The 11802-nt window shown below is 71.1% G+C and carries 11 protein-coding genes and 1 pseudogene; 3 read left to right on the plus strand and 9 right to left on the minus strand.

Annotation, left to right across the window (positions count from 1 at the left end):
* Positions 1 to 117: 117 nt before the first annotated feature.
* The 9 genes and pseudogenes from IB242_RS14810 to IB242_RS14845 all read right to left on the minus strand — a co-directional run bounded on the left by IB242_RS14810 (position 118) and on the right by IB242_RS14845 (position 8710).
* Complete coding sequence (locus tag IB242_RS14810; protein WP_192281040.1) at positions 118 to 681, minus strand: Sua5/YciO/YrdC/YwlC family protein; 564 nt, start codon at positions 679 to 681, stop codon at positions 118 to 120.
* A gap of 138 nt (positions 682 to 819) precedes the next feature.
* Positions 820 to 3321, minus strand: coding sequence for a DNA topoisomerase I (locus IB242_RS14815; protein WP_192281043.1), 2502 nt, complete (start codon positions 3319 to 3321; stop codon positions 820 to 822).
* Between the two features lie 193 nt (positions 3322 to 3514).
* Entirely contained in the window at positions 3515 to 4417 is a 903-nt protein-coding gene (locus tag IB242_RS14820; RefSeq protein WP_192281046.1) for an RDD family protein, read from the minus strand.
* 50 nt (positions 4418 to 4467) lie between these two features.
* Positions 4468 to 5157: a GYF domain-containing protein gene (locus IB242_RS14825; RefSeq protein WP_192281059.1), complete on the minus strand. Its 690-nt coding sequence runs from the start codon at positions 5155 to 5157 to the stop codon at positions 4468 to 4470.
* Positions 5154 to 5417 carry a CD225/dispanin family protein gene (locus tag IB242_RS20850; RefSeq protein WP_343237163.1) on the minus strand — a complete coding sequence of 88 codons (264 nt, stop codon included), beginning with the start codon at positions 5415 to 5417 and terminating at the stop codon, positions 5154 to 5156. Before IB242_RS20850 ends, IB242_RS14825 begins: the two co-directional genes overlap by 4 nt.
* Before the next feature lie 111 nt (positions 5418 to 5528).
* Positions 5529 to 5672, minus strand: a pseudogene (locus IB242_RS20855) (DUF4339 domain-containing protein); the annotation flags it as partial.
* Between the two features lie 100 nt (positions 5673 to 5772).
* Positions 5773 to 6246, minus strand: a complete 474-nt coding sequence (locus IB242_RS14835; RefSeq protein ID WP_192281065.1) for a DUF494 family protein — start codon at positions 6244 to 6246, stop codon at positions 5773 to 5775.
* Between the two features lie 66 nt (positions 6247 to 6312).
* Positions 6313 to 7464, minus strand: a complete 1152-nt coding sequence (gene dprA, locus IB242_RS14840; RefSeq protein WP_192281069.1) for a DNA-processing protein DprA — start codon at positions 7462 to 7464, stop codon at positions 6313 to 6315.
* Between the two features lie 124 nt (positions 7465 to 7588).
* Complete coding sequence (locus IB242_RS14845) at positions 7589 to 8710, minus strand: LysM peptidoglycan-binding domain-containing protein (RefSeq protein WP_192281072.1); 1122 nt, start codon at positions 8708 to 8710, stop codon at positions 7589 to 7591.
* A 128-nt stretch (positions 8711 to 8838) separates the two neighbouring features.
* Here IB242_RS14845 and def point away from each other — a divergent pair, with 128 nt between their 5' ends.
* From def to rsmB, 3 genes are all read left to right on the plus strand, one after another.
* Positions 8839 to 9351, plus strand: coding sequence for a peptide deformylase (gene def, locus IB242_RS14850; RefSeq protein WP_192281075.1), 513 nt, complete (start codon positions 8839 to 8841; stop codon positions 9349 to 9351).
* Between the two features lie 122 nt (positions 9352 to 9473).
* Entirely contained in the window at positions 9474 to 10397 is a 924-nt protein-coding gene (gene fmt, locus IB242_RS14855; protein ID WP_192281078.1) for a methionyl-tRNA formyltransferase, read from the plus strand.
* Between the two features lie 59 nt (positions 10398 to 10456).
* The gene (rsmB, locus tag IB242_RS14860) at positions 10457 to 11767 is read left to right on the plus strand and encodes a 16S rRNA (cytosine(967)-C(5))-methyltransferase RsmB (RefSeq protein ID WP_225540686.1); all 1311 of its coding nucleotides are present in this window, start codon (positions 10457 to 10459) and stop codon (positions 11765 to 11767) included.
* The last annotated feature ends 35 nt before the right edge of the window (positions 11768 to 11802 follow it).

Consider the following 11802-nt stretch of genomic DNA (forward strand, 5'->3'; position numbering starts at 1 on the left):
CCTCCGGAGGTCCGCGTCATCCTACCGCGGCCATGCCGCGCGGTTTCCTGGCGGTTCCTGGCGGTGCCGCGTGCCGTGTCGTCGGCGCGGTCGCGGATCGGGCAGCGCAGGCGACCCTCAGTCGCGCAGCACCTGGCCGGTGGCGGCGATGCGGATCCTGGTCGGCTGGGCGAGCCCGCCGGTCCGGCCGTCGACCACGCCGTCGATCTCCGCCAGCAGGTCGGGATCGAGCTCGGCACGCGCGTAGGCCGGCGGTGCGCCGGCACGGTTGGCACTGGTGGACACCAGCGCGCCACCGAAGGCCTCGCACAGGGCGACCACGGTCGGGTGCGCGCTGATCCGGATCGCGATGCCGTCGTGTGCGCCGCGGATCCACGCCGGGGCCGTGGCCGATGCGGGCATGACCCAGGTGTGCGGTCCAGGCCAGGTTTCCAGGACCGCGGCCAGGCGCTGCGGCGCCAGCCTGGCCAGGTCCAGCCACGGACGCAGCGGATCGAGGTGCGCCGCGACCAGGATCACGCCCTTCTCGACCGGCCGCTGCTTGATCCGCAGCAGCCGCTGCACGGCGTATTCGTCGGCTGGATCGCAGCCCAAGCCCCAGACCGCTTCGGTCGGGTAGGCGAGGATGCGGCCGCGCCGCAGCAGGGCGGCGCCGGCATCGGGCGTCAGGTCGGTGGGCATCGGCTGCATTCTAGGCGGCGGCCGTGACGGTTGCATGCGTGTCGGCGGCGGGCCCGGCCAGGCGGGGTCGATCGCTGGCGTGGCCGCACTCGCCGCGGGCAGCGACGGTCCGCATCGGGACCGCCGCAGCCTCCGGACTCAGAACGGCGGTGGATCGTTCCTGTCGCCGCCCGCCTTGACCACGGTCTTCTTCGCCACGGCTTTCTTCGCCGGTGCCTTCTTGGCCGCGGTCTTCTTGGTGGCGGTCTTCTTCGCGGCCTTCTTCGCCGGTGCCTTCTTCTCGGCCGGCTCGGCGGTCTTCTTCGCGGTGACCTTCTTCGCCGCGGCCTTTTTGGCGCCGAAGCCCTTGCGCGCGGGCTTGCCGGTTTCTTCCATCAGCTGCTGGACTTCGGCCAGGGTCAGCGACGCCGGCTCGCGGTCCTTCGGAATCTTGCCGTTGAGCTTGCCGTCGCTGATGTACGGGCCGAAGCGGCCGTTGAGCACCTGGATGTCGCTGCCGTCGAATTCCTTGATGATCCGGTTGCGCGCGATCTCTTCCTTCTCCTCGATCAGGAAGATCGCGCGCGCCAGGTCGATCGCGTACGGGTCGTCCTCCTTCTTCAGCGAGGCGTAGGTGCTGCCGCGCTTGGCGAACGGACCGAAGCGGCCGATGCCGACGCTGACCGGCTGGCCGTCGCTCTCGCCGAGCGTGCGCGGCATGTCGAACAGTTTCAGCGCCTGCTCCAGGCTGATCGAATAGATGCTCTGGCCCGGCTGCAGCGAAGCGAACTTCGGCTTCTCCTCGTCCTCGACCGTGCCGATCTGCACCATCGGGCCGAAGCGGCCGATGCGCGCGCTGATCTCCTTGCCGCTGGCCGGGTCGATGCCGAGCACGCGCGCGCTGCCGGCGTCGGTGCGGTCCAGCGATTCCTTCTTGTCCTCGACCAGTTCCTTGAACGGGCCCCAGAACTTCTCCATCAGCGGCACCCAGGCTTCCTCGCCGCGGCTGACCGCGTCCAGGTCGTCTTCCAGGCGCGCGGTGAAGTCGTAATCCACGTAGCGGGTGAAGTGGCTGGACAGGAACTTGGACACCGCGCGGCCGACGTCGGTCGGGCGGAACGCGCGGCCTTCCATCTCGGTGTACTTGCGGAACAGCAGGGTCTGGATGATCGAGGCGTAGGTCGACGGACGGCCGATGCCGTACTCCTCGAGCGCCTTGACCAGGGCGGCTTCGGTGAAGCGCGGCGGCGGTTGGGTGAAGTGCTGGTCGGCGTGGATGCGGTCCAGCGGCACGCGGTCGCCGACCTTCATCGCCGGCAGCTTGCGGCCTTCGTCCTCGTCCTCGGCGCTCTTGCTGTCCTTGCCTTCCTCGTAGACGGCCAGGAAGCCCGGGAACACCACGGTGGTGCCGCTGGCGCGGAAGCTGTGCGCGCTGCCGGCGGCCAGGTCGACCGATACGGTGTTCAGCGTGGCCGGCACCATCTGGCTGGCGACGGTGCGCTTCCAGATCAGCTCGTACAGGCGGCGCTCGTCGTCGGACAGGTAGCTGGCCACCTGCGCCGGGGTGCGCAGCGCGCTGGTCGGGCGTACGGCCTCATGCGCTTCCTGCGCGTTCTTGGACTTGGTCTGGTAGACGTTGGGCTTGTCCGGCAGCGACTGGGTGCCGTAATCGCGGGCGATCACGTCGCGGATCTCGCCCAGCGCATCGACCGACAGGCTGACCGAGTCGGTACGCATGTAGCTGATCAGGCCGACGCTGCCCTCGTCGCCCAGGGTCACGCCTTCGTACAGCTTCTGCGCGACCTGCATGGTCTTGCGCGTGGTGAAGCCGAGCTTGCGCGAGGCTTCCTGCTGCAGGGTGGACGTGGTGAACGGTGCGGCCGGGCGGCGCTTGCGCTCCTTGCTGACCACGTCGGTGACGTGCAGCGCGCCCTGCGCGGCCTGCTGGATCCGCATCCGCGCCGCTTCCGCGGCTTCGCCGTCGGTGATGGTGAACTGCTCGAACTTCTCGCCGTCCAGCTTCGCCAGCTTGGCCGCGAACGGCTGCGAGGGGTGCGCCATGTCGGCGCCGATGCTCCAGTACTCGCGCGCCTTGAACGCTTCGATCTCTTCCTCGCGCTCGACGATCATGCGCAGCGCCGGGCTCTGCACGCGGCCGGCGGACAGGCCGCGCTGGACCTTGCGCCACAGCACCGGCGACAGGTTGAAGCCGACCAGGTAGTCGAGCGCGCGCCGCGCCTGCTGCGCGTCGACCAGCTCGGCGGCGATCGCGCGCGGCTGGGTCATCGCCTCCTTGATCGCGCGCGGCGTGATCTCGGTGAAGACCACGCGCTGCATCGGCTTGTTCTCGACCAGGCCGCGCTCGCGCAGGATCTCGGCGATGTGCCAGCTGATCGCCTCGCCTTCGCGGTCCGGGTCGGTCGCCAGGAAGATGTCGTCGGCGCCCTTGGCGGCCTTGGCGATCGCGTCGACGTGCTTCTCGTTCTTCTCGATGACGTCGTAGCGCATCGCGAAGCCGTTGTCCGGATCGACCGCGCCTTCCTTCGGCACCAGATCGCGCACATGCCCGTAGGAGGCCAGGACGGTGAAGTCCTTGCCGAGGTATTTGTTGATCGTCTTGGCCTTGGCGGGCGATTCGACGATGAGCAGGTGCTTGGGCATGGCGAGGCGGATTCTGCGGTGATGCGGGGGCTGCGATCCGTCCTGGATCGTGGAGGGGCGGGGTGACCGGAGGGTGAAATCCGGCGGTCGCCAGAGAAGCCGACGCCCGGGGGTGGGACCCCCGGGCGCGTGCATTTCCTTTTATAGGTGAATCATGCCCCGCCCGGCCGTGTCAAGCCGGGCGGGCCGATGTTCAGAAATTGGCCGCGAACAGCGCGCCGAACACCGCCAGCATGCCGATGCCCGCCACGGCGATCATCAGGCCCAGCAGGACCAGGATCACGATGGTCACCGCGCCGAGGTCGCGGCGCTGCCATTCGGGGTGTTCGGTGAACGCCCATTTGTCGACCACCAGGGTGTCGCAGATGATGTCGTGCAGGCCCTGCTTGCGCTCGGTGAAGGCGGCCATCAGGAAGCCGATGCCGATGATCAGGCCACTCAGCAGCGTCGCGAAGTAACGGCCGATGCCGCGCGCCAGGCTGATGCGGGTGCCATCGGTACGCACCACCTTGATGCCCACCGCCATCTTGCCGAGCGTGGCCATGCCGGTGGAGGCGTGGAAGCCGGCGTAGTAGGCGGCGCTGATGGCGATCGAGATCAGCTGGGTCACCAGCTGGACCAGGACCAGACCGACTCCCGAACTGTCGCCGGCGAGCACGATCGCGCCCATCACCGCGCCGATGATCGTACCGATGATGCCGCCGACCATGCCCACCAGCAGGCTGTCGATGGTGTAGGCCGCGACCCGCTTCCAGAAGCCGGCGTAGACGATCTCGCCGCCCAGGACCGGGCCGCTGCCCGCATCGGCGGTGACCGCCGGCGCCGCGTACGGTGTGTACTCGGCCGGCGCGGTGCTGGCCGGTGCTGCCGACCAGGCATCACCATCGACGGTGCCGGACGCGGCCAGCGGCTCGACCTCCGCCGACAGCGGCAACTCCGCCCGCAGGCCGGCCAGCGGCTGCCAGTCGGGCAGGCCGTCGCGCCACACCAGGGTGGCATCGTCGACCTGTCCGCCGCGCAGCAGCTCGACCAGGGTCTCGGCCGTGACCGGCCCCTGTTGCTGCTGGCGCCGGTCCGCGTAGTACCACTCGGTCATCGTCTGTTCCTTCGTTCGTGTCGTGTCATGTCATGCGGAATGCGGCGCGATCAGCCGCGGCATTCCACCGGCAGATGCTTGTCTGCGATTTCCGAGCTGCACTCCCAGGTGCCGCTGCCGGAATCGTACTCGAGCCAGATCGGGTAGCCGTGCAGGTCGTCCTCGGCTGGCGCCTCGATCGTGGCTTCCAGGCCGCAGAGGTTGCTGCCCTCGAATTCGCCGAACACCACCGACGACACCGCCTGGCCGGCGTACTGCTCGGCCGGCAGGAAGCCCTCGTCGTCGTTGGTCGGGCAATGCCCCTGCGCGTCGAGGAACGCGATCACCTGCGGCTGATAGGTGCGTGCCTCGACGATCGCCGCGCTCGCCTTGGAGCGCAGCGTGTAGTCCTTGTAGGCGGGCAGGGCGATGGCGGCGAGGATCGCGATGATCGGCACTGCCACCACCGCGACCACCGCCAGCACGATCGCGCTGATCGCACAGCCGGACAGCCCGCGCGCCGGCGGCGGCGCGGCTGGCACGGCTGCCGCCGGCGCCCCCCCGGTGCACAACGGCGGTGGACCCGCGCTCAGTCCCAGCGCGGCCGCGTGCACGGACAGCGGGCGCCAGTCGGATTCGCCGGCGTGCCACAGCAGGGTCGTCGGCCCCAGCGTGCCGTTGCCGGCCAGGGCCCTGATCTCGTCCGCACTGAAGGGGCCGTGCTGCTGGCGCTGCGGGTCGGCGTAGTACCACTGGATCATCGGAAGGCTCCGTCGAGGGCGGCCAGACACACCAGGGCAAGGAAGATGAGCACGAGCGACAGCGCCGACCAGATCGCCCACAGCCGCGCCTTGCGCGAGGCGTCCCAGGCGCCGGCCACGTCGCCCTCGGCGCGGCGGCGATCGACGCGGCATGCGTACACGATCGAGACCACGCCCAGCGGCCAGCAGCAGCACAGGGTGCTGAGGATCGCCCAGACCAGATGGGTGGGGATCGGTTCGACCGGCGCACGCGCGGCCATCGGCGCCTGCGCGGCAGGAGTCGGTGCGGCATAGGGATTGTCGCGCCGGACCGGCGGCGCCGGGTCCGGCGTGGCGATGCCGTCCAGCCCGAGCTCGGCGGCGACATCGGCCAGCGCGACCCAGCCGGGCAGGCCCTCGCGCCAGACCAGCGTCCGCGCATCGACCGTCCCGGCAGCGGCCAGGCCCTTCAGCGTTTCGCTCGTCAGCGGGCCGTGCTGTTGCCGGTCGGCGCTCGCGTAATACCAGCTGGACATCCGTTTCCCCGTCTTTCAGGCCGAGGAAGGTAACCGATGCCCCGGAGACGCGAAAGCCGGCACGTGGCCGGCTCGGGTGACGCGTGATCGCGGGCAGCGCTCAGTGCACCGGTTCGGGGTCGTCTCCGAACATCTGGGTTTCCATCCACGCATAGGCGGCCTCGGCGCCGGGCTGGCTGAACAGCACCATCAGCACCACCCACTTCAGGTCGTCCAGGTCGAGTTCGTCCTGGTCCAAGGCCATGGCGCGGTCGAGCACCAGCTCGCGCTGGTGCGCGTCGAGCACGCCGTGCTGTTCCAGGAACAGCAGGAAGCCGCGGCACTCGACGTCGAGCTTGTCCAGCTCCGGGCCGTGGTACACGCGCACCGGCCCGTCGACGCGCGCGTCAGCGTTGGCCGGCCGCTGTTCGGCCAGCCCGTCGAGCCAGTCGAAGGCCTTGCTGATCTCGCTGGGGCTGAAGCCGGCCTCGATCAGGCCCTGCTGCAATGGATCACGGTCGCGGAGCGTGTCCGCGTCGTCGGAAATGTAGTGTTCGAAGAGGTACAGCAGGACGTCCAGGATGCTTTCTTTCATTGCCCTCGGCCCGCGCCCGGGAAGGCGCCGTGGGGTTGGGAACCACAGGCGGATGCGCCATCGCCGTCAGGCGACCGTGCCGCCACCGGTGGACCTGCGTGCATAGCGGCCATGTTCGACCGCCACCCGCCCATCCAGTTCCATGTGCAGCAGCATGGAGGACAGGGTGGCGGCCGTCAATCCGGTGCGTTCGACGATCAGGTCCATAGGGATGGGGTCATGACCCAGCGCCAGCCACAACCGGTGGTGGTCGATATCGGGTCGATCCGGGGCATTCCCAAGCCCGGCCGAGGTGCCGCGTTCATCGCCGTAGTCAGGCGCAAGTGCGGTCGCCAGATGCCCCGCCAGCGGCGCGATGCCGGCCAGCACTTCCTCCGGTGTTTCCACCAGGCAGGCGCCGTCGCGGATCAGCCGGTGGCAGCCGCGGGCCTGCGGGTTGAGGGTCGAGCCGGGGATCGCGAACACCTCGCGGCCGGCCTCGGCAGCCTGGCGCGCGGTGATCAGCGCCCCGGAGCGGGCAGCCGCCTCGACCACCAGGGTGCCCAGGCTCAGTCCGGCGATGATCCGGTTGCGCGCCGGGAAATGGCCGGCCCGGGCCTGGGTGCCCGGCGCATGTTCGCTGACCACCGCGCCGGCCGCGGCGACCTGGGCGAGGAGGTCGGCGTGGTAGGCCGGGTAAGGTACGTCCGGCCCGGTGCCCAGCACCGCGATCGTCAGGCCGCCGGCATCGAGCGCGGCCCGGTGCGCGGCGGCATCGATGCCGGTCGCCAGCCCGCTGGTGACTGCCAGTCCGGCGCGGCAGAAGGCGCGGGTGAAGCGCACTGCCAGGTCGCGGCCACCGGCAGTCGCTGTCCGGCTGCCGACGATGGCCACCGCGGGCTGCCAGAGCCGGGCCGGATCGCCGGCCACGAACAGCGCCAGCGGCGGCGCGGCGGTCCGGGACAGCAGGGGCGGGTAGTCGGGAGTGTCGATCCCGACCAGATGGTGGCCGGCGGTGCCGAGCCAGGCCCGCGCCTGCGTGATCGCGCCGGGCGGCGAAGCGAGTGCGGCGGTCTGGCGGGGATCCAGCCCCGATGCGGTCCACGCCGCGGGTCCGGCCGCCAGTGCAGCGGCCGCGGTGCCGTGTGTGCCGATCAATGCCCGGCGCGGCGCGCTGCGGCCACCGGCCAGAACCAGGCGCAGCAGGGCTTCGGTGTCGTCCGGGAGTGTTCGCATCACGCAATGCTGACGGCGGGCTGCCGGTGGGGCATCGGGTCTGCTGCGCGGATCGGCGTAGGAAAACGCCGGATCCTGCCGCGATCGCGGCAGGATCGAATGGCGGCGGGCTGTCCGCCGCCAGTGCTTACTGCGCGTCCGGGTGCTGCGCGCTGTAGCCGACACGGACCGGCTTCACGCCCTGCATCACCAGCGCGTAGCTGACCTTGTCGAAGGTGCGGAAGACCATCGCGTGCGCGGCGTACTCGTCCGGCAGGACTTCGCTGCCGCCGCTGAAACGGTCGTTCTGGCGCGAGGTGCCGACGCGGGCCATCGGATCGTTGATGTGCCGGCCCTGCCGCCACAGCGAGAACACCGTGCCGTTGTCCACGCCGTCGGCGCTGCCGGCCGAAATGGCGATCACGTCGCGCGGGCCGGCGGCGCTGAAGGAATCGGCGACGGCCAGTACGCGGACCTCGGCCGGCACCTGGCCGGACGGCGGGTGCGGGAAGAACTGCAGGTCGTACGGCTGGGCCTGGACCGGGATCACGCGGTCGCCGGCACGCACCTCATGGCCGCTGTCTTCCAGCTGCAGGGTGGCGACGGTGGCATCGCCCACGGCGGTGCGCAGCACGGTGCCGACGTTGACCTGGGCCAGTTCGTAGCCGAGGAAGGCGTTGCGGCTGCTCGGCGGGACGTAGTCCTTCCAGAGCGTGCCGTCGCCCGGGGTGTGCCGGCCATCGGCCTCGAGGTCGCGGAACGAGCGCGGCAGCGCGTAGCTGACGGTCGGGCGCACCACTGCGTAGCGCTGGCCGGGGCGCGCGTCGTCCAGGCCCTTCACGTAGGCCGGCTGGCCGTAGCTGCCGCGCAGGCGGTTGTCCTCGAAGCCGACCACGTAGGGCAGGTGCTGGAACGCGTCCACGACCTGCAGGTCCTTGAGGAAGGGCTCGATGTCCGACAGCGGCAGGCCGGTGATCGGCGCCTCGTCGCGCGGGCCGGGCCGCACCGCGCCATCGACGCGGTCCAGGTAGGCCAGGCTGAGCACGTCGCCCGGATAGATCAGGTGCGGGTTGGCCACCTGCGGGTTGGCCTGCCAGATTTCCGGCCACAGCCAGGGCTTCTTGAGGAAGCGGGCGGAGATGTCCCACAGCGTGTCGCCCTTGCGGACGACATAGGTGTCCGGATGCGCCCCCGTGGACTCCACGGCCATGGCGTAGGTGGCGACGGTCAGCATCGCGACGGCAGCGGCCGTCCGAAGTCGAATGAACATGGTTGCTTCCGCCTGATTCCCCAACAGGTTCGCGACTATAGTCCAGAATTCAGGGCGCAGCACAAGCATCCGCGCTAGAATTGCGACGGCTGGCCGGTTTGTCGCCGGCCTCCCCCACGGAGTGCGCCATGGCCCTGCTTCCCATCCTCGAGTTCCCCGATCCGCGGCTGCGCACCAAGGCCGTGCCGGTCGATGCCGCGCGGGTGACCACCCCCGAGTTCCAGACCCTGCTCGACGACATGTTCGAGACCATGTACGCCGCGCCGGGCATCGGGCTGGCCGCCAGCCAGGTCGACGTGCACCTGCGTTTCATGGTCATCGACGTCAGCGAGGGCAAGGACGCGCCGATGGTCTTCATCAACCCGGAGATCGTCGGCCAGCAGGGCGGGCAGGTCTATCAGGAAGGCTGCCTGTCGGTGCCCGGCATCTTCGCCGACGTGACCCGCGCCGACAGCATCACCGTCCGCTTCCTGGACCGCCAGGGACTGCCCCAGGAGCTGACCACCGACGGCCTGCTCGCGGTCTGCGTTCAGCACGAGATGGATCACCTGGACGGCAAGCTGTTCATCGACTATCTGTCGCCGCTCAAGCGCGAGATGGTGCGCAAGAAGCTGGCCAAGCAGCGCAAGCACGCCGCCTGATCCGCGCCGGCTGCCGGAGCCGATCCGGCGGCCACCGATCCACGTCCGTTCCTCGCCCGGCGCATCGCGCCGGCGCCGTGCCGCAGCATGATGCGGCGACCGTCCGTTGAGTCTTCCGTCCGATGAGAATCGTTTTTGCCGGCACGCCGGAGTTCGCCGTGCCCTCGCTTCGTGCCGCCGCCCAGCGCAACGAAGTCGTGGCCGTCTACACCCAGCCCGACCGGCCTGCCGGCCGCGGCCGTGGCCTGGCGGCCTCGCCGGTGAAGCTGGAGGCGATCGGCCGTGGCCTCCCGGTACTGCAGCCGGAAACCCTGCGGGCCGAGGCCTCGCAGCAGGCACTGCGCGAGATCGCGCCGGACCTGATGATCGTGGTCGCCTACGGCCTGATCCTGCCGCAGGCGGTGCTCGACATCCCGCGCTTCGGCTGCTGGAACGTGCACGCCTCGCTGCTGCCGCGCTGGCGTGGCGCCGCGCCGATCCAGCGGGCGATCCAGGCCGGCGACGCCGAGACCGGCGTCTGCCTGATGCAGATGGAGGCCGGGCTCGATACCGGGCCGGTGCTGCTGGAACAGCGCACGCCGATCGCCGCCGACGAGAACGGCGGACAGCTGCACGACCGCCTGGCCGCGCTTGGCGCCCAGGTCCTGGCCGATGGTCTTGGCCTGTTGCGGGCCGGCATCCGACCGGTGCCGCAGCCGCAGCCGGCCCAGGGCGCGACCTACGCGCACAAGCTGGACAAGGCCGAGGCGCGGCTGGACTGGAACGGCGCCGCCGACGCGCTGGCCCGCACCGTCCGCGCCTTCAATCCCTGGCCGGTGGCCGAGGGCATCGTGGCCGGAGAGCGCCTGCGCATCCATGGCGCGATCGCGCTGCCGCTGGCCCATCGCGCTGCACCGGGCACCCTGTTGACCGCCGGCCGCGAGGGCATCGACATCGCCTGCGGCGAAGGCGCGCTGCGCCTGCGCGTGGTCCAGCGCGAGGGTGGCCGTGCGATCACCGCCGCCGACTGGCTCAATGCCCGTCGCGACCTGACCGCCGGCGGCTGAACCCGATGCAGCGACAGCGTCCCCCGGCGCGCAGCCGCCCGACCCGTCCGGACCGGCCGATGGCCCCCGGCGTGCAGGTCCGCGTGCATGCCGCGCAGGTCCTCGATGCGGTGGTCCACCGCGGGCGCTCGCTGAAATCGGAACTGGCACCGATCCTGCCGCGGCTGGACGACCCGCGCGACCGCGCGCTGCTGGAGGCGATCGTGTTCGCCGCGCTGCGCGGCCGTCACCGTTACGACGCGGCGCTGCGTGGCTGGCTGCAGAAGCCGCCCGGTGCATCGGAAGGGCCGCTGCTCGCGCTGCTGCTGGCCGGCTGCGCCCAGCTCGATGCGCTGCAGTTGCCGGCGCATGCCGCGCTGGCGGCCACGGTCGATGCGGTGCGCGCGCTGTGCCGGCCGCATCAGGCCGGGCTGGTCAACGCGCTGCTGCGGCGTGCACAGCGCGAGGGGTTTCCGGCGGCCGACCCGGCCGACGCCTGGCCACGCTGGCTGCGCGACCGCGTCCAGGCGGCGTGGCCGGCGCAGGCCGCCGCGGTGTTCGCCGCCAGTGCGCAACCGGCGCCGCTGTGGCTGCGGGTCAACCGCCGCGCGTCGACCCGCGATGCCTACCTGGCCCGGCTGCAGGAGGCCGGCATCGCCGCCGTGGCCGAACCGCGCCTGGCCGAGGCGCTGCGGGTGGACAGTCCGGTGCCGGTGGCGGCGCTGCCTGGCTTCGAACTCGGGCTGGTGGCGGTGCAGGACGGTTCGGCCCAGCAGGCGGCCGACGCGCTCGGCGCCGAACCCGGGGCGCGCGTGCTCGACGCCTGCGCCGCGCCGGGTGGCAAGGCCGCCCATCTGCTCGAGCGCGATCCCCGCCTGGAGCTGCTGGCGCTGGACGTGGATCCGCGCCGGCTGACCCGGGTCGAGGACAACCTGCGCCGCGCCGGCGTGTACGGCGAGACCGGCACCGAGCGGGTCCAGGTCCGGGCCGGCGACGCGACCACGCCGGCGCTGTGGTGGGACGGCTTCACCTTCGACGCGATCCTGCTCGATGCACCGTGCTCGGCCACCGGCGTGATCCGGCGCCAGCCCGACATCCTGCTGCACCGGCGCCCGGAGGATCTGGCCGCGCTGGTCCAGACCCAGGCCCGGCTGCTGGATGCGGTGTGGCCGCTGCTGCGTCCCGGCGGCATCCTGCTGTACGCGACCTGCTCGATCCTGCCCGAAGAGAACGCCGGCCAGGTCGCCGCCTTCCTCGCACGCACCGCCGATGCCGAAGAGGTGCCGCTGCCGGAAGCGTTCGGCCATGCGGCCGGCGTCGGTCGTCAGCGGCTCACCGGCGAGGACGGCATGGACGGCTTCTACTACGCCAGGCTGCGCAGGCGCGGCTGAGGCCGCGGCAGCGGAAGTCGGCGTGTGTTGGCGGT

Source organism: Xanthomonas sp. XNM01 (genome assembly GCF_014851915.1).
Classification (GTDB): Bacteria; Pseudomonadota; Gammaproteobacteria; order Xanthomonadales; family Xanthomonadaceae; genus Pseudoxanthomonas.

Excerpts from the sequence above, each read along its gene's own strand:
- IB242_RS20850 (WP_343237163.1), bottom strand. The coding sequence starts at position 5,417 with ATGGCCGCGCGTGCGCCGGTCGAACCGATCCCCACCCATCTGGTCTGG.
- IB242_RS14820 (WP_192281046.1), bottom strand. The coding sequence starts at position 4,417 with ATGACCGAGTGGTACTACGCGGACCGGCGCCAGCAGCAACAGGGGCCG.
- fmt (WP_192281078.1), top strand. The coding sequence starts at position 9,474 with ATGAGAATCGTTTTTGCCGGCACGCCGGAGTTCGCCGTGCCCTCGCTT.
- def (WP_192281075.1), top strand. The coding sequence starts at position 8,839 with ATGGCCCTGCTTCCCATCCTCGAGTTCCCCGATCCGCGGCTGCGCACC.
- rsmB (WP_225540686.1), top strand. The coding sequence starts at position 10,457 with ATGGCCCCCGGCGTGCAGGTCCGCGTGCATGCCGCGCAGGTCCTCGAT.
- IB242_RS14810 (WP_192281040.1), bottom strand. The coding sequence starts at position 681 with ATGCCCACCGACCTGACGCCCGATGCCGGCGCCGCCCTGCTGCGGCGC.
- IB242_RS14815 (WP_192281043.1), bottom strand. The coding sequence starts at position 3,321 with ATGCCCAAGCACCTGCTCATCGTCGAATCGCCCGCCAAGGCCAAGACG.
- IB242_RS14845 (WP_192281072.1), bottom strand. The coding sequence starts at position 8,710 with ATGTTCATTCGACTTCGGACGGCCGCTGCCGTCGCGATGCTGACCGTC.
- IB242_RS14835 (WP_192281065.1), bottom strand. The coding sequence starts at position 6,246 with ATGAAAGAAAGCATCCTGGACGTCCTGCTGTACCTCTTCGAACACTAC.
- IB242_RS14825 (WP_192281059.1), bottom strand. The coding sequence starts at position 5,157 with ATGATCCAGTGGTACTACGCCGACCCGCAGCGCCAGCAGCACGGCCCC.